Raw genomic sequence first — 16,871 nt, 5'->3', positions numbered from 1 at the left:
CCCACCCGAGCGGGTTGTCGTTTTGTGTGTGGACGAGAAATCGCAGATGCAGGCTTTGGATCGTTCCCAGCCGGTGCTGCCGATGATGCCGGGCATGCCCGAACGTCGCACCCACGACTACGCACGTCACGGGCACCACCGGCCTGTTCGCCACGTTCAACATCGCCGACGGTACCGTCATCGGCGAACTCCACCGCCGCCACCGGGCGACCGCAAGTTCCTGGTCAGATCGACAAGACCGTGCCCGCCGAACTCGATGTCCACCTGGTCTGCGACAACCTCGCCACCCACAAAACCTCGATAGTCAACGACTGGCTCGCCCGGCACCCCCGCTTCCACGTCCACTTCACCGCGACCGGGTCGTCCTGGCTCAACCAGGTCGAACGCTGGTTCGGATACCTCACCGACCAGCTCACCCGGCGCGGTGTCCACAAAAGCGTCACGGCACTGGAGAAAGACGCCACCACCTGGATCGAGCACTGGAACGCCAACCCCCCGGGCCGTTCGTCTGGCACAAGACCGCCGAGGAAATCCTAAACTCCCTCGCCCGATATATCCGACGCATTTCAAGCGCGGAAAACCAGAGGTGCCGTGGGAAGTATTTGGGAGCTTTACGCATTAAGGGCGCTATCTGCCCTGGGGTGTAAATTTCCTTTGTAGTGAAAGTACCATCGCAGAAATAGTCCTGCGATCAAGCCGAAGATCAGACCGCATAGGTGACCGATTTTTATTGCGCCGTGACCCGAGGCGAACAGGTCTAAACCGATCGACACCAGGATACCTGCAATCGAAACAGTATAAGCCCACCACTGTCGACCTTTGCAGAAGGGGGCAATTGTAAGCAACATTCCGCAGAGAACGAGATATGCTTGCGAAGCGCCGGAAATATAGGCTGAAGGGTATGCGTAGATGCTCATCAACTGGGCCAGTGCCCCACCGGTCACACCCAGTGTGAAAATAGCTCCTCCGCGCACCCACTTCTCCAGCGCTACACCGACAAACGCAATAATAAAAGCGTTGAAGACCATATGTCCGAAATTCACATGTAGCCACTGTGACGCAATCAAGCGCCATGATTCGCGCAGTGTGAAGTCACTCCCAAGCAGGGCGCCGTACCGAACTAGCGAGTGCGATCTCTGTTGCTGAAACGATTTTTGGCCGATTGCAAAAGCAATAAAAAACCATACCGCGAATATGCTTGCAGCCCAAATCGGCGACATCACATTGCGGCCCCGACATCTCGGAAGGATCATCCTCCGTATGTAATCACGTTCCTTGTCCCGACACAAGTTGAGACCACAGCTACGAATGGCCCTCTCCGTCAATGTAAATTACGCTCCCACGAGTGGTGATACCAACCGGCACGGTTAATAATGCAGAGTGTCAAACCCGCTCGAAGCATGGAGGATCCTCTACGCGGCCTCGTCTCGTAACAGGGCCGCCCCAGCCTCGCAGGCGACGGCCATGTGGGTCTCGTAGGTGATCGGGGACAGTTCGCTGCACAGGCTGTGCCCGCGGGGCGGCATGATGAGCGCTGGTGGCATACCCGAGCAGTCGGCCGGAGAACCGGCCCTCGACCGAGGCGGGATACAGTTCGACTTTGCCTGCAGCCCAGCTGGATTCGGCTCTGACCTGCGCGATCGTATTATCCGATACCTGCGAGCCGGACGCCCGCAGGGCTGAATGGTTGGCGATCCGATGCCGCGGGTACGGCCACCGCCGATGCGGGCAACCGGTCCCCGACGATCACCCGGGGAAAGCGACCGCGTGCGTAGGGCTCAACATTGCGCTGCGGGAACTTGCGTACCGAGCGGCAGGCCACGCTTGCAGCGATCAAGGGGAAACGCCGCAACCGCCGCTGCTACCCGGCCCGCCCGTATCGCTGTATCGCTACCCAGGCCCAACCCGCTCCGTCCGCGCAACCGGGCCGGGAGGGCTCGAGCTAACCCGTTGTCTGCCGGTATGCCTGCAAGAACGTAGAAGGGAACCCGCCACGCTCGGGCACTTTTGTGCCCGTTCCGACGGGCCCATTCTCGCACCGCCCGCGCATCATTTTTCCGTCCCACCGCAGCAGTCTTGACTCGAGTTCGTCCCCCAAACCTTGCGCGCGACCCGGGTCCACCTTCCCAAACCAGCACGAAGTTCTCGCGCATTCACCTCAGACAGGTCGATCTCATACCGCTCCGTCTAGACCGAACCGTCACGGTCTGCGCCGCTGTAGAGGCACCGTCCAGATCGACTACGGTGACAACAACCCTGCGCGCAACTTCGCACCTCCACTGACCAGAACCGCGTACCCTCACACCATTGGGGCACACTAACAGCAAGCGATCCGACTCGCCGCAAGACCAACACCGAATCGAGGGGCCGGGCAAGATCGCCAACCAGACCGCCTGCCTCGGTGAAGCTGAGAGTGACGCCCTGCAACAGGCCTGGAAGTCCGCCCCGGACGGGGCTAGAGTCTGCACGTCACGTCCACTGGGTGTTACCGGCCGCCGCCCACCTGATCAGGGCAGCGCACCGGGACCGACACCGCAGGGGCGAATGGAATCAGGCCGCGCCGTCCTGGCTCGATGGCAGGGTCGGTGCCGCGGGACGGCGGGTCCGCTCTTGATCAAGCAGAAGAAAATTCTGTAGCGGCTGCTGGGACTGTAGCAGGTATCCTCGTTGTGGTTCGGTTCCACAATTCGTCCAGAGCCGAGGGCGTCGGCCGACGGGCTCCGGAGCAGCTGAAGCCCTTAGAAGGCGTCTTACGTGGGTGTAATTCGTTGTCCGGCATGATGTGACCCGTGGTCGACAGGCTTGCTCAGAGACTGGTCACGGATGCGTTGTGGGACATCGTGAAACCGCTGCTTCCCGAGTTCACACCCAGACCACAGGGCGGCGGGACCGCACCGGTGGACGAACGGGCAGTGTTCACCGCCGTGGTGTTCGTGTTGACCAGTGGTTGTGCGTGGCGGCATCTGCCGCCGTCGTGTTCGGGGTGATCGTGCCTACCGCGCATCGCCCGTTCATGGTGTGGGCCGACGCCGGGGTATTCGAGGCGTTGCACCGGGCAATCCTCGACCAGATCGGAGCCGCCGGTGATCTCGATTGGAGCGCGGCGATCCTGGATGCGGCGAGCGTGCGAGCGAAAAAAGGGGCTCACTGACCGGCCGCAGCCCGGTCGACCGCGGCAAGAAAGGATCGAAGATCCACGTCATCTCGGACGCGAATGGGATTCCCCTGGTCACTGGCGTTTCCGCCGGGAACACCCACGATTCGGTGATGCTTGCACCGATGGTCGCCTCGATCCCGAAGGTGCGCTCGCGGCGAGGCCCACGCCGCGGCAAACCCGCCAAGCTGCGGGCGGACAAGGGCTACGACTTCGATGTTCACCGTCGCTGGCTACGTGCCCGCGGAATCGTGCCCCGCATCGCCCGTCGCGGGATCGAGGATCCCACGAGGTTGGGCAAGCATCGGTGGAAGATCGAACGGACTATCGCGTGGTTGACCGGATACCGGCGATTGACGATCCGCTACGAACGCCACGGCCGACTCTTCGCAGCATTTCTGCAACTCGCCGCAGCTCTCACCTGCTACAAGAAACTACCCACGTAAGACGTCCTCTTAGAGTGTTGATCTCGCGCAGCGGGGTGTCAACGATCGTGCTTCCCGGCTGCGGCAGGAGAGGGAAACCAAATCGACTGCGCGACAACGTGGTTCGCGCTTGCCGTGTAACCCATGAGTGTCGGTTCTCGTGAGCTGTCCGCAAGCATCTCGCCCGGAATCGCCTCACCGCAAGCTCTCCCGACGGCCTGCCGCACACCACCTGAGACTTCTGTGGGCAGCTGTTCACTATGGCGGCGCGGCACGCTTCGGCGCCGGGAAACCGCCGACCGGGGCCGGTGCGAAACCATTCTTCGTCGGCGTCCCATTTCGACTGGTCGGCGCAGTTAATCCCATACAGCGCATGGAACCGTTCGCTGTGAGCATGGGATCCAGGTCGACGACTACTTCTCCGGTTTGCTCGTATACGCCACAAGATCCCGGGCCGAGTAAAATGGACGACGGCCCGGGATCTTGCGATACCGGACCGTCTTGCGTTTGCCGGCCCCAGAGTGGTGGAGTTCCCAGCGCGCGCCATCAGAACGATAATGCCCCAACGTAGGTTGCGCAACGGTTGCCCGGTCACCCGGTCGTGAGTACAGGGCCAAACCTATCTCTCTGAGGGCGAGACCGTGGCTGACGTGCACGGGTCATCGAGAACGCTGCCACTCGAGAACGGGTTTCTATCAGCCGGCTGTCCCACGCCGGCGGCGCCTCAGCGTAGTGATGGAATATACCTAGATGGTCTTATAGGTATGCGGATAGGTAGAATATCGACGGATACGGATGTCGGGTCCATACGATTGCCCAACCATAGCGCCTGTAAGTACTCGAGCGAATCGGCCGAGGAGCGCGATGACGAACAGCAAAAGCTTTGCTGCACGATGGCTGCAACTCGGCTTCCGCGCCGGCGTCGACATCTGGCAGCAGTTTTCATTGGTCAACAGCTGTCGCGTCGATTGGCCAGCGCTTCGAAAGATGTCGATCCAACCATCCCGAGGAAGGTGATAGTGATAGATCATGAGCCATCATAGTGTCGTGCCGTTGCCGTAGAAGCGATACGCTCTTGGCCACCAGGGCAGAGGAATCCACTTACTGGCAGACCGCTGCCCAACGTGACGAAAGACGTCGGTGATCACCGCTGGCGACACATATCCTTCGCCACGGCACCGCAGAGGATTCGAGAATGGAGGGCCTGCGGCTGCTCCTGCAGGATAAAAGCCCTACCGACCGATCGGGTCAACGGTGAATACGTCGTCCATAAACCACACGAGAGTGGTAACAAGTCACCGCTCTGATGGCATAGAGATCATAGGAGTAGGTAAATGTCGGGATGCTGTCGAGGGATTCTGACGATCGGTGGAAGTCTGCCTGGATACGAATGGCAACCGTCGATGACGGTGGATCCCGTACGTGGCCGAGTGTGGACAATCACCGACGGCGTCTTCCGCACTATAGTCGTTGAAGGAAACGAAGGGCTTATCGCCTTCGATACGTTCTGGTCGCCAGGATCTGCACAGGCTTATCGGACCGCGCTCGAACGATGGTTTCCACGTAAACGGGTTCACACGATTATCTACACCCACGATCACCTTGACCATACCGGCTTCGGTCAGCACTTTGTTCCAGAAGTTCCAATGATCCTGGCGCACGCAAAGACCGCCGACGTGATCATCGCTCGTGAGTCCGATGGTCAGCTACCCCCCACACATACCTGGACCGGTGAGCAGCATTGGGTCGATATCGACGGCGCCCAGTTCCTGTTGGCCTATCCGGGACCCACCCACGGAACAGGAAATACGGCCGCATACTTCCCCGAAAACCGGTTGCTGTTCATGGCCGACACAGTCATTGTCGGAGCATGCTACAACACAGTGCCGGACTATCACTGGACGAGTTGGATCCCGAATACTCGGCGGCTGCTCGGATTGGACTGGGATCTCTACGTTCCCGGACATTTCTGGCAGTTGGATCGGCGGGGCTTCCAGAATGATCTCGATCTCTGGGAGGCCACGGCCCACACTGCTCAACTGGCACTCGCCGCCGGCGTAGATGTCGACGACTACCGCGCTGTCCGGGAATTCACCTATAAACATATGGATTCTTCACTGGGTGATACCACTTTCAGATTCGACGAGTTCGCGGCGATTAACGTAGTTCGCCATATGGTCCATTACCAGACGGGGGGCTGGGGACTGCCGGATAGTCAGCGACACGATACGACGCCGTTCACCATGAGCACATCGCACTCATTTTCCTCCGAGGTGTCCCGATGAGCGACTATCGCGGTCTCTTCACGATAGATGCTGCCGCCCGCTATCAAAACCTCCCTCACGAAGTCATCGTCACCCGGCTAGGGCCCGGTCTGTGGACCGCGTCGGCCGGCACGTACAGGACGGTATTCGCCGAGGGATACAGCAGTATTATCGCGATCAATACCTTCGGTACGCCCGGCATGGCAGCGTCCTATCGCCACGCGATCGAGCGGACCGTTCCAGGCAAGCCGATCCTCACAATCATCCAATCCATTGACCATCTCGATCACACCGGGTACGGCCAGGTACTCGCCCCCTCTGCGGATGTCGTGGCCCACGAACTCGCCGCGGGAGTCATCGCCGGGCGGAACACCGACGGACAGCTACCGGCGACCCACATCATCCACGGGGCCGATGAGGGACTCATCATCGACGGCGTGGCAGTCCGGCTTCAATACCCGGCACCGACAATGGGTACCGGAAATCTCGGCATTAAATTCCTTGATCACAAGGTACTTTTCGTCGTCGGACCTCAAGCCGGGGTCCGTTACGGGCTGTTCCCGGACGTACACTTCCGTCACTTCGTACCCGGGATCCGCCAGTTGATCACCGATGATATTGACACCATAGTCCCAGGGCGCCGTGCGATACTCAATCGGCATCAAGCGCTCGCGGCCCTGGACTACCTCATCGACTTTCAAACAGCCTGCCAAGAGGCTCTTGTGGCAGGCACCGTGCAGATCTGGTTGCTGGAACCGGTAGGCGAATTCCTCTATCAGCGCCTGGCCGATAGATGGTCGCATCTCGACGGGTTCGACATCGACAACCTCGGCCTATCAGGACTGCGCTGCATCAACCACTACTACATGGGCGGATGGGGTCTCGAGGACACCAGTCGCCCAGAACTCATCCGTAGCGAACTACCGACACCTGGTAACCCCGATGCGATGATCTCCCCACTAGACACCGATGCGGTCTTCCAACGGTGGAGTCAGTGACACCTGGACAGTGAGCACCCACAAGCTGCGCCGCCGGGTTGACGTACGCAACAGACGGCCAATCTCTATTAGAGGCCTACGAGCAATACTGCCGAATCCTAAGGTAGTCCAGCACTTCAGCACTTATTACGGTACCTCGAAGGCATGAAGATCGAGCTGGTCCATGATGAATAGATCCCCCAAGGAGATAATGAGCGCCGGCGTCGCTGCTCTTCTTTCGCGAGTGCTTCACGGGTATGCGGGCCGCACATCCGGTAGGTATAGAGAATCAAGCGATAATCTACTCCGCGCAAACCAGGGATTCCTTGAGACAAGTAATGGCGAGAGCCTCCGTTTCGACAGGGCGGATTCGCGGCGACGCCGCGTATCGGAATATTTGATCATCGTAACTGCAGCAAGTATAGGGACGGCTGCCGTCCTGGATGATCGTGAAGCTCGCGACTTTTTTGCCAACCTCCCTCCCGAGGCGGCCGCGCTGATCGAACTTTCTCCACTCCTACAGGAGAGAATGGGGGAGATACTGAATAATGGGTGGAGCATTGAGTTCGGGCAAATGGCAGAGGGCATCGGCGGAGCGACATATCCTGAAAGAAAGACTATCGTGCTCGACCTGAATTCGATAGAATTTCCAAAGAGGTTGGTCTCCGACCTCGCGCACGAGGTGAGTCACGCCCATGAGGGTATCTCGAGCCTAGAACCGCCGACAGAGGGGATGACAAAGCAAGAGTGGGTTGAGGACGCTCTTCTCCAGCGGTTTCTGGACGAGGCCGAAGCGGAGATTTTCAGGTTCGATGTTATTCATGAAATCGCCGATAATGATAATGACAGCCCGGTGTCGCCGTACATTCTTTACGACATAGGGCTTGTGGATCGGCACGCGTATTACTCTGGGGCCAGTTACGTAAATGCGGACGGAAGCCCGCCGACCCGAGAGGAAATGCGTAGCCGAATCGCCGAGTCCATGTATGGCGGAAAATGGGATTCTCATTACCGTCCCGACGTCACCGAGTACTGGAACGAAAACTTCAACGACTGAGTGAGTAACCGCGCGAAAACAATGGATATGGCGCAATCTGCTGACAGACGGTAGTTTTATTCTCGTGCTGCGCGCTTGGTGCGTGGCTTGACTGCCGATGAGGTTGGTCGGCGTGCTTACCAGTGATTGCCGCTCACCGCGGTGTTCGGCGCCGGCACCCCTGCGCGCCCTCCGCCGCGACCTGCTCTACGCCCACGAAAGCATGATCCGCCCGGCATCTCGAGGCCCAGACCGAGCAGGACTGGTGCCTGACCCTGGCCGCGAACGCCGTCATTGCCTGGACGACGGAGTATTACGGGGCTCGCGGTCGAGCAGATACGCCGTGCCGGCCAGCGCATCGACGATGAGGTGCTCGCACACATTTCCCCGGCACAACGCGCCAACATCAACATCTTCGGAGCAATCGAGGTCGACATCGATGCGCCGGCCTGGCCGCCGCAGGGATTTTGGTGGTCCCGGCTACCGCCTCCGCGCAGCCGGATGCCGGTTTGATCGAGACGACGTGCAGCTTCGCGCAGGCCGATGCGGCCGTGCATGCTCAGTTCCCCGAAACCGCGGCCCGACTCGATGCGAACCCCGAGCGCAAAGCCGAGCTCGAGGAACGCCACGAGTCGCCAGAGGCTCAGCGGCGGATACAGACCATGCGGACCATCGCCGAGAACTGCCACAACTACTGACGCCGGGGCGGGCGGATGTCGCGCCGCCCGCCCTGGCGTCGATCGTGGCCTGCAACCAGGTCGGATTGGCCGGTGGCTACCGATTATGTCCGTCGGCCCGCGGAAGATCGACTGTCACCGTGAGCCCTCCTTCCGGACTCGCCTCGGCATGAACCGTTCCTTCGTGAGCCTGTGCGACCGAGCGCACAATCGACAACCCCAACCCGGCTCCACGGGTACCGGAGTCGGCAAGGCGCTCGGTGCAGGCCGACCGACGGAACGGTTCGAAGAGGCCGTCGACCTCGAAGTCAGGTATCACAGGGCCGCTGTTGTCGATCGTGAGTTGCGCGTGGTCGCCGACCGACCGGGACCGGACCGACACCCAACCATGCTCGGGCAGGTTGTAGCGCACGGCGTTGTCCACCAGATTCTGGACGAGGCGCTCCAACAGGAGTGGATCGCCGCACAGGGGCGTTGCTTGGAGGTCGGCAGTGATCTGCACGCCGGCCCGGCGGGCCGGGCTTGTGGCGACCGTGATCGCGTGGTGGGTGATATCGGCGAGATCGGTGCGACGGTGCTCGATCGGGTGTTCGCTGGTGGCCAGGACGAGCAGGCCATCGATAAGTCGTTCGTGGCGCTGATTGACTTCGAGCAGTGTCTTGCCGAGCGTGCGGGTGGACTCCGACACATCTGGTGCATCGAGGGCCACTTCGATCAGCGTCCGGTTGATCGTCAGTGGTGTGCGTAATTCGTGTGAGGCGTTCGCGACGAATCTGCGCTGTCCGTCGAACGCCCGGTCCAACCGTTCCAACATCGCATCGAAGGTATCGGCCAGATCTTTGATATCGTCCTGGGGCCCGTCCAGCGCGATGCGTTCGTGCAGGTTCGTGTCGGCCACCCTCCGGGCGGTCGCGGTGATCCGCTGCAACGGGTGTAGAGCATGTCCGGCCATCAACCAACCGATCCCGCCTGCGGCGATTCCCACCGCCCCCAGTGACACCAGGGACCACACCAGCATTGTGTGCAAGGTATGCCGTCGATTCCGCTCGGCCTGATCAACCAACGCCCGGTACAACTCACCGGTTCCGACCCGCCCCGCTCGCTGGGCGAAATACTCCTGAACCACCTTCTGCGCGCCTATTGCCGGTCGACGTTCCAGTGACTGGTTCAGATAGAAATACATGAGGGCCACGAGCACCGCGCCTGCGAGGAAGAAAGCCACCGCATACAGCAGCGTAAGCCGCAACCGGATCGTGCGCCCCCTCATCGGAGCCGGTATCCCACGCCGGGCTCGGTCTCGATCACCGAGGGGCCACCGAGTTTTCTGCGTATGTTCATGATGGTGTACCGCACCACTCCCGTGAACGGGTCGATGTGTTCGTCCCATGCCTTCTCCAAGAGCTGTTCGGCCGACACCACGCCACCGTCGGCTCGCAGCAGTTCGGCGAGCACAGCGAACTCCTTACGCGACAGGGACACCGGCTCACCATTCCTGGTCACCACGAAGCGATGGGTGTCCAGCATGATCCCGGATCGTTCCAGAACCGGAGGAACAGCAGCACGCGCCCGCCGCCCCAACGCCTGAACGCGCGCGACCAGTTCAACGAACGCGAACGGCTTTGTCAGATAATCATCGGCTCCGAGCCCGAGACCCGCCACCCGCTCAACGACAGCACTGGCAGCCGTCAGCATCAATATCCGGGCCTGACCACCGGACTCGGTGAGCATACGGCACACGGTGTCGCCGCAGACCCGAGGCAGATCCCGATCCAGCACCACGACGTCGTAGTCGTTGACCCCCGCCCGCTCCAACGCCGCAGCCCCGTCATAGACCACGTCGACCGCCATCGCATGCCTACGTAACCCGGCGGCAATCGCATCGGCCAACAACTTCTCGTCCTCGACTACCAACACTCGCACACCGCCATCGTGCCAGTTCGGGCGGATCACCCTCTACCGATCAGGCCGCGCGTCGAGAACGGCGGGAGCTCGAGAAACTACTCGACCACGGACACTAGCCACGTCCAAGAATCGCCGGCCGCCGGCCAGCCGCCTCCCTGCCGGCGTCCCCAACGTCCTGGCCTCATACAGCCAGCGCCTGGTTCGGAGAAGGCGATATCTCGAACTCGTGTGCCCGTGCGTCGCGAAGTCCATACCTATAGGTAGGTAGGTCAATGAGCTGATGCGTAGTTCACCGATGCCCGGGAGTCGCTGAAGACTGCAGGATCAAATCGAAAGGATGTAAGCGAGAAGGGAGCCATCAATGGTAGAGCAGCAGCCCAGCGGTCGGTCGCCATCGCCATCAGCGACGTCGTTGTTGTCGCCCGAGCATCTCTACAGCGCGATCGCTGGTCACTTTGCCGGTGAGTTTCCCCTCGTGGCCTGGGCTCGAGAACTCGGCGATCTACACGCCGAGCTGGTGCATGGTCGCTTCGGGGGGGCGGCACCACATAACGGCGGCGAAAGAGAGGAGGTGCGCACAGAGATTCGCGGCGTGGTGGCGGCGATCGACGTTTGGGCTGCACGCAACCTGCCTATTTCGCACGGAGCACGGATGCACACCCACTCATTGGGGGAGGTCATCAGCCATAACGCTGAGGTTTATGCAGCTGCATGGTGGGCGGTACTGCATTCCGCTGACGCTCACATACGGCATGCAGCATGGTTTCGCCTGAGTGAGGCCCGTGAGGGTTACGTGGAGATGATCAACGAGACTGTGGAACATCGCCTACGGTTTCCGTCCGTGGTGGTGTAGCCGCCTTCGCCTGCATGCCGAGACGAAAGTAGCGAACCGAATCGAGAAGATGGAGACTGCGTTTCGGGGAAGAGCCGGCCAGGAAATGAGGGCTGCCGCACGATCAGGTGACAGTGGTCAGGCAGCCTGACCGGCTGCTGCCGGGGTCGTGATCGCTTCGTAGTCGACCGGCCGACGCGGGTTCGGCGGCGACGGCGGCGGTAGGTGCGTTCGATCCGGGTCACGATCGCGATCGCGATCGGCAACTGTTCGCGGGTATGCCACCGCTGTCGGTCCAAAACATTGCGTTGCAGCAGGCCGAACGCACTCCACCAGCGATCGGCCGAGCAGATCCGCGAGGCGGTCCGCCCGGCCATCGGTTCACCGGATCGATGTCACCTATCCGTGCAGCCCACCTCCGAGCGACAGCATTTCATGGGTTGGCTTCGAACCAGCTGGGCCGATATTGTGACTGCCCTTGAGGCGAGTCTCACCACCCCGCGTACAGGCACCTCTCGGCGGCGAAAGTTGCGTCGGCTTGTAACTACCTTCATAGGGTCGTTTCGGGAATTGCACAGCTGGACCGAACGCTGTCTGAACGCTACGTGGACACACACAGCCGGCTCATCGACCTGGAGGTCCGGGGGTTGGCCTTTATCTCGGGGCTGGCCCTGCACCAGGGCAGGACGGAGGCGGCCGAGTATATAATCGAGGACTGCGTCACCGTCTGCATCGCTGATACGGACACCAGAGCGAAATGGCGAAATACCGCCAAAGTGGATATACGTCCTCCTACGTCTATTGAATACGCACAGGGCAAGAGTTAATGTTCATCCGCAGAGATTTCAATGCCATCGATGTGCATCTTCGTGCCCGGGAGAAATTCGTCGCCCAACGCGAGTACGGCTGGTCAGCACTGAGCGAAATGATACCGCCCTTACTGCGGGCCTGTTGGCAACCGCCGATCAGTCCTTGGAACTCACCCAGCGTTGCCACAACCGCGTCAATAACTCGGCATCGCCGCGAGAAAAATCGCGGACTGCTCTCACCAGGGCGGTTGCCCTGACCCGACACGGCGACCTGGTCGAGGCGCTCGAGCTTGTGCAGTCTTCTCTTACCTTTCTGCTCGCCGTCAGCAACGGGATGGTCGAGATACGAGCCGTGCAGGTTCGTATCTGGGCACAGGCGCGTTTGATCAGCGACCTTCTGGCCGCTGCACCTCCGAGGGAGCCAAACTGACGGCACTGGCCGGAGGCACGGTCACTATGGCCGACCAGTTCGGTATCGCCATCGACATAATGGGTTTTTTGACCGAGAAGACCGTCGAAGCCGCGGCAGTCGCCTGCCAAAGTCGCGGGGGGCAGAGAGCTTCACCGCAGTGAAAGCTCAGCGCTGGCGCCTGCGCCCCGAGTACAGCGAGATACCGGGGATGGCCCTCGATAACTTCACTATCGATCCCTCGCCCACCGAGCACGAGCACATCTCCCGGTGGCACGACCTGACCCGCGCCGGACAAGAGTCCACCGTCTTGGTCGCCGCAGGCCGGGCCGATAACTCCATCGTTGCTCGTCGAGGGAAAGGCACCGGGACTTCGTTGACGAAGTCCGCGCCGAAGCCACGCGACGACCCGGGCGGAGAGTCCGAGAAGCGTAGCGCTGGCGCTGCGCGGCCCTCCATAGTGACCTGCTGCCTCGTTCCACCTGATCGAGGCGCGGGCGCGTATGCCCGGCCGCTTCCTGCTCGGTAGCGGCGCGCAGGGCCATCCAAAACATGCCGATGAGTTCCGCAAGCCCGATGACGCCGCGGTCAGCACAGGCTGTCGCCGACGAGACCATCGAGTTCCACCTTGGCCTACCAACTATATGCCAAACCTGCGCCCGTTCGGTCTCACCGACGCCGACCCGGCCATCCCGCCCGGTGACCGAGTGTTTCGACGCCGTCATCGCGCAAGGCGCTCCCGAAGAGATCGCCGCCGCCCGGCTGTCGGGGTATCTCGAGATGGGCCGCAGACCACACCTCGGCGCGAATACTCGGCGACAACCTGTCCCGGGCATTTGCGCTATCTGCAGGTATAGACATGGCCTTCCTTCGGTGGGCCAGGCCGATCGCCCCGACCCAGGCACACCCATGTACCGCGCGGCATCACAATGCAGGTCCTGCGCCGTCGGGTGGCCCGGGCCCCACCTCAGGCCGGTACATTAGTGTGGTCACTTCGCCTGTGAAGGCGGTTCTCGAAGAGACTATGATGTTGCTCGTGATCGGTGACCGTTCGGGTAACAAGAGTGGATGGCCATCCTCGAACAGCAGTTTTATTGGTCGGAACCGCGAACAGGAGGAAATCAATAAACTGTTGGCGAGGAGGGCCAGGCTGATCACTTTGATTGGACCTGGCGGAATTGGAAAGACACGCCTGGCCGCTGAGGCCGTTCAACGTTACTCTAAATCTGCTTCGCAGCAAGTAACCGTGTATTGGGTGCGATTGGCCCGGTTGGCCAAGGATGCCGACAGTGCCGCACTCCTTGAAGAAATTGCACACACCGTAGTCGGCTCCGATTTCTCCGGCAGATCTATGTGGGACGCCCTGTTCGACAACCTCATCCGCCATACCGGACGTCCTCTGCTGGTTCTTGACAGTTGCGAGCATCTGCTCCCCAATGCGACCGAAGTGACCTGCGATCTGCTTGATTCCCTGCCCGAGTTGACTATTCTGGCAACTAGTCGTAAACCTCTCGGATGGGTGGACGAGCATCTCGTTCCCGTTCGACCGTTGACCCGTCACCATGCCTTGGATTTATTCAAAAGTCGGGCCGATCTAACGGGTTATCCCGTGGCCGATCCAGAAGAAAGCGATGCCGCAGCTGCCATCTGTCATCGCGTGAACAACTACCCCCTTTATATTCAGTTGGCTGCCGCGCGATTGACTCAGCAGCCACTGGCTATGATTCTGCGTGGGATGACTGGGGAATTTGATGACACCCGGTTGCGCTGGTCGAGCGGCCCCCGCTCGGGGGTCGACCCACGTCATCGCGGGGTGATAGATGTCATCGATTGGTCGTACGAGCTGTGTACCGAGGCCGAGCAACTGTTGTTCGATCAAATGTCGGTGTTCGCTGCCGGCTATGACACCAATCCTGACGACCCTACCGATACAGCATTGGATATTGGGGCCGATCTGGAGGCTGTCGAGGCCATTTGTTCCGAGTCTTGCGAGTCGGAGGCGGAGGCTGCTGCGGGCTCGACGCCTGAGATAGAACGCCTGATCGAGCGTTTGGTCGAACATTCGTTGGTGTCGGTACACTTCACGCCGACGACGGTACGATATTCGTTGGTGGAGAGCCTGCGAGTGTACGCTCAGCGCCGGTTGCAGCAGCGTTCCACTTCCGGGGTGGATGAGCCGAAGCGCTTGGCGCTTCGACACCTGCGCTTCTACCGAGACAAGATCTCATCTGCTGCCAGCCACTTCGCCTCCACGGACCAGGACCTTGCAACTTGGGCTCAGGCGAACTGGGCCAATATCGTAACTGCGATCGAAACCGGCTTACAGGATCCTGATCTGGTCGGCGACAGTTTGATGATCTGTCTCGGGTTGATCGCCCTCCGCGTGCCGTTCACCAATGGTTCGATCCGGGAGGTCCGGCGCCGGACCGAGTGCTGCCTTGAAGCCACCCGGAGTCACGGCTCCCGGCCCACCGAGCTCGAGATCAATGCAATGGCCGCTCTAATCTGGCTTGCTCTGGTTCAAGGCTGTAGCGCGGACGTCGAGGAAATGCTTGACGACTGCGTCGCTGCCTGTTCCGTTGGCCTGGAAACCGGCACGGGGTGGCGAGACACGGCTGATACCGATATCGGCCTCCCTGCCGCAGTTGAGTTCGTTTGGGGCCTGCAGTTGTTCTACATACGCGGCGACACTCGCGCCATCACGCTCTTGACTCGTGCTCGCGACAAGTTTTCCGCTCTCGGCGATCACGGCGACGCATCGCTCAGTGAGATGCTTGCTGCCTTGACAGCGGGTTTACTGGGAACTGCCCAGCAGGCCACCGATCTCACTCGACGCTATCTCCTCCGTGTCAGCACTTCCGGAAGCCCGCGGGACAAGGCGTGGGCCGAGTCCGCTCGAGCGATCGCTTTGGTTCGGGAAGGCGCCTTTGCTGAAGCGTTGGTCTTGCATCGTTCCTCGCTTCAGTACTACACCCGCATCGGAGATCAATTGGCCGCAACATTGGCAGTGCACCACCGGATTTGGTCGCTGGCGCGCATCGTCGCCGCCGATAACCTGGACCGCGGCGAACGCGCCGCCCTTGCCACCGAGATTGCTCACCTGTCCGGCGGTGTCGCGACCCTGCGGGACCGACTCGGCATCAACCTAGAGGCGATCCGACCTGTTGCTGACGGACACATGGAGGCTGTTGCTGTGGCTCGCCGGGTGCTCGGACCCGTCGCCTATGCTACTGCCGAGGCTCGAGGCAAAAGGTTGCGTCCAGAGCTCAACGAGGTTCAGCGCTTGGCGCTGGGGGAGCTCACCCTCGAGTACCTCGACGAACACCAAGAGTCGTCAGTACCTCGCTGGAACGAACTGACACCGGCCGAACGGGAGGTTTCCATCCTGGCCGCCGCCCAGTGGACCAATCCGGCGATCGCCGCCCGCCGAGGGAAATCCACCAGGACCATCGACGCACAGATGGCCTCGATCCTGCATAAACTGGCTATTTCCTCCCGCGAGGACATCATCGAGCACATCCCACGAGACGCCATTGATCAGGTCCACACTGAAACCGTCCGACGACCGCGGCGCCACACGCGCTAAGTTGAGCTGGACCGCTCTGGGTTCATAGCGATGCGCGGTCCCTCTCATGAAGGCCAGCGAAACACCCCGGTGTGTTCACCATCGATTCGATGGCCGCTAAAGCCTTTCACATAAGGGGACTGCAGATTTCATCGACCCTGTTAACCGGCGCTGCTCCTCACCATCTGGCGTTCGAAGTCTTGGTCGCGAGGCACTTCGTTTCAGTCAGCGCCTCTTCGATCGTGCCGCTACGCACGTTGGATACAAGTTTCGGATAGCTGTCGGTCCAAGTGTCGAGCCGGCCTCGGGGGTCGCTCGGGTCGGTAGACCGACCCAGTCGTCAGACCGCAACTGCGGCCGAACCTCTTCAGGGCCGCATGTTCAGGAGAATGGTGAGAGTCTCGCGCAGTTCAGTCATACGGTCGTGGCCGAGAGCATTTTCCCAGTCGCGTTCCAGGGTCTGCATGCTGTGGTGGAGTACTCGAGTGGCGGCGCGGCCGCGTGGGGTGAGGCAGACGAGTTTGGCGCGGCGGTCGCCGGGGTCGTCGATGCGTGTGAGGTAGCCTGCGCGTTCGAGCGTTCCTATGACCTGCGCGGCGGCTTGGCGGGTCACGCCGAGATGAGTCGCCAGGTCCGATGCTCGCAGCCCCCCACCCACCAAGAGGGGAAACAACTGTAGCGCGTGACGTGGAAGGAGATCGGCCATACCGTTCTCCACGAACCGTTCTGTCAGCCTCACACTGCTCGCCCGGGCGAGACGGTAGACCAAGGCCGGCGGTGCGGACGAGGAGCGAAGGGGCAGGCGTTTGGTCATCCCCGAC

16 protein-coding genes and 3 pseudogenes are annotated in these 16,871 nt (G+C 60.9%); 11 read left to right on the top strand and 8 right to left on the bottom strand.

The window, feature by feature from the left end; genetic code table 11:
• The coding region (locus ON38_RS38275; RefSeq protein WP_373281251.1) for a hypothetical protein at positions 1 to 181 on the bottom strand (181 nt) is incomplete at its 3' end.
• A 59-nt stretch (positions 182 to 240) separates the two neighbouring features.
• On the opposite strand from ON38_RS38275, the gene ON38_RS37665 reads away from it, so the two are divergent.
• Positions 241 to 537: a transposase gene (locus ON38_RS37665; RefSeq protein ID WP_245564219.1), complete on the top strand. Its 297-nt coding sequence runs from the start codon at positions 241 to 243 to the stop codon at positions 535 to 537.
• 74 nt (positions 538 to 611) lie between these two features.
• Here the strand turns inward: ON38_RS37665 and ON38_RS35200 are convergent, their stop codons facing one another.
• The 3 genes from ON38_RS35200 to ON38_RS38405 all read right to left on the bottom strand — a co-directional run bounded on the left by ON38_RS35200 (position 612) and on the right by ON38_RS38405 (position 2,172).
• Complete coding sequence (locus tag ON38_RS35200) at positions 612 to 1,253, bottom strand: rhomboid family intramembrane serine protease (protein WP_083873113.1); 642 nt, start codon at positions 1,251 to 1,253, stop codon at positions 612 to 614.
• 159 nt (positions 1,254 to 1,412) lie between these two features.
• Positions 1,413 to 1,544 carry a hypothetical protein gene (locus tag ON38_RS37965; RefSeq protein ID WP_281004634.1) on the bottom strand — a complete coding sequence of 44 codons (132 nt, stop codon included), beginning with the start codon at positions 1,542 to 1,544 and terminating at the stop codon, positions 1,413 to 1,415.
• A 505-nt stretch (positions 1,545 to 2,049) separates the two neighbouring features.
• Positions 2,050 to 2,172 carry a hypothetical protein gene (locus ON38_RS38405; RefSeq protein ID WP_083873112.1) on the bottom strand — a complete coding sequence of 41 codons (123 nt, stop codon included), beginning with the start codon at positions 2,170 to 2,172 and terminating at the stop codon, positions 2,050 to 2,052.
• 617 nt (positions 2,173 to 2,789) lie between these two features.
• Between ON38_RS38405 and ON38_RS35190 the strand changes: the two are divergent.
• The 7 genes and pseudogenes from ON38_RS35190 (at position 2,790) to ON38_RS26470 (ending at position 8,554) form a co-directional block, all read left to right on the top strand.
• A pseudogene (locus ON38_RS35190) lies at positions 2,790 to 3,600 on the top strand (IS5 family transposase).
• 843 nt (positions 3,601 to 4,443) lie between these two features.
• Entirely contained in the window at positions 4,444 to 4,596 is a 153-nt protein-coding gene (locus ON38_RS36350) for a hypothetical protein (RefSeq protein ID WP_157181918.1), read from the top strand.
• A gap of 386 nt (positions 4,597 to 4,982) precedes the next feature.
• Entirely contained in the window at positions 4,983 to 5,864 is an 882-nt protein-coding gene (locus tag ON38_RS26485) for an MBL fold metallo-hydrolase (protein ID WP_157181917.1), read from the top strand.
• Positions 5,861 to 6,841, top strand: coding sequence for an MBL fold metallo-hydrolase (locus ON38_RS26480; RefSeq protein ID WP_039827746.1), 981 nt, complete (start codon positions 5,861 to 5,863; stop codon positions 6,839 to 6,841). The genes ON38_RS26485 and ON38_RS26480 overlap by 4 nt, the downstream gene beginning before the upstream one ends.
• Before the next feature lie 190 nt (positions 6,842 to 7,031).
• Positions 7,032 to 7,877 carry a hypothetical protein gene (locus tag ON38_RS36345; RefSeq protein WP_157181916.1) on the top strand — a complete coding sequence of 282 codons (846 nt, stop codon included), beginning with the start codon at positions 7,032 to 7,034 and terminating at the stop codon, positions 7,875 to 7,877.
• A gap of 160 nt (positions 7,878 to 8,037) precedes the next feature.
• Positions 8,038 to 8,369 (top strand): annotated as a pseudogene (locus tag ON38_RS38100) (Tn3 family transposase); the annotation flags it as partial.
• Positions 8,366 to 8,554, top strand: a complete 189-nt coding sequence (locus tag ON38_RS26470) for a hemophore-related protein (RefSeq protein WP_245564218.1) — start codon at positions 8,366 to 8,368, stop codon at positions 8,552 to 8,554. The pseudogene ON38_RS38100 and the gene ON38_RS26470, both read left to right, overlap by 4 nt.
• 76 nt (positions 8,555 to 8,630) lie before the next feature.
• Here the strand turns inward: ON38_RS26470 and ON38_RS26465 are convergent, their stop codons facing one another.
• Positions 8,631 to 9,800, bottom strand: a complete 1,170-nt coding sequence (locus ON38_RS26465; protein ID WP_039827743.1) for a sensor histidine kinase — start codon at positions 9,798 to 9,800, stop codon at positions 8,631 to 8,633.
• A complete protein-coding gene (locus ON38_RS26460; RefSeq protein ID WP_174372464.1) occupies positions 9,797 to 10,453 on the bottom strand; it encodes a response regulator transcription factor in 657 nt (218 codons plus the stop codon). Before ON38_RS26460 ends, ON38_RS26465 begins: the two co-directional genes overlap by 4 nt.
• A gap of 343 nt (positions 10,454 to 10,796) precedes the next feature.
• On the opposite strand from ON38_RS26460, the gene ON38_RS36340 reads away from it, so the two are divergent.
• On the top strand, positions 10,797 to 11,288 hold the full coding sequence (locus tag ON38_RS36340) for a hypothetical protein (protein WP_157181915.1): 492 nt from the start codon (positions 10,797 to 10,799) through the stop codon (positions 11,286 to 11,288).
• 161 nt (positions 11,289 to 11,449) lie between these two features.
• On the opposite strand, the pseudogene ON38_RS37660 reads toward ON38_RS36340, so the two are convergent.
• A pseudogene (locus ON38_RS37660) lies at positions 11,450 to 11,596 on the bottom strand (IS3 family transposase); the annotation flags it as partial.
• 622 nt (positions 11,597 to 12,218) lie between these two features.
• On the opposite strand from ON38_RS37660, the gene ON38_RS36335 reads away from it, so the two are divergent.
• Both ON38_RS36335 and ON38_RS26450 read left to right on the top strand, forming a co-directional pair.
• Positions 12,219 to 12,506, top strand: a complete 288-nt coding sequence (locus ON38_RS36335; RefSeq protein ID WP_157181914.1) for a hypothetical protein — start codon at positions 12,219 to 12,221, stop codon at positions 12,504 to 12,506.
• Positions 12,507 to 13,521: 1,015 nt separating this feature from the next.
• Entirely contained in the window at positions 13,522 to 16,071 is a 2,550-nt protein-coding gene (locus tag ON38_RS26450) for an ATP-binding protein (RefSeq protein WP_157181913.1), read from the top strand.
• Positions 16,072 to 16,417: 346 nt separating this feature from the next.
• On the opposite strand, the gene ON38_RS26445 is transcribed toward ON38_RS26450, so the two are convergent.
• Positions 16,418 to 16,871, bottom strand: a 454-nt coding sequence (locus ON38_RS26445) for a MarR family winged helix-turn-helix transcriptional regulator (protein ID WP_306306700.1), incomplete at its 5' end; no start/stop codon positions are given.

The sequence above is a fragment of the Nocardia testacea NBRC 100365 genome (assembly GCF_000308775.1).
In the GTDB taxonomy this organism is placed as follows: Bacteria; Actinomycetota; Actinomycetes; order Mycobacteriales; family Mycobacteriaceae; genus Nocardia; species Nocardia testacea.
The sequence above is the reverse complement of the archived record's forward strand: the minus strand, read 5'-3'. Positions and strand labels throughout refer to the sequence as shown.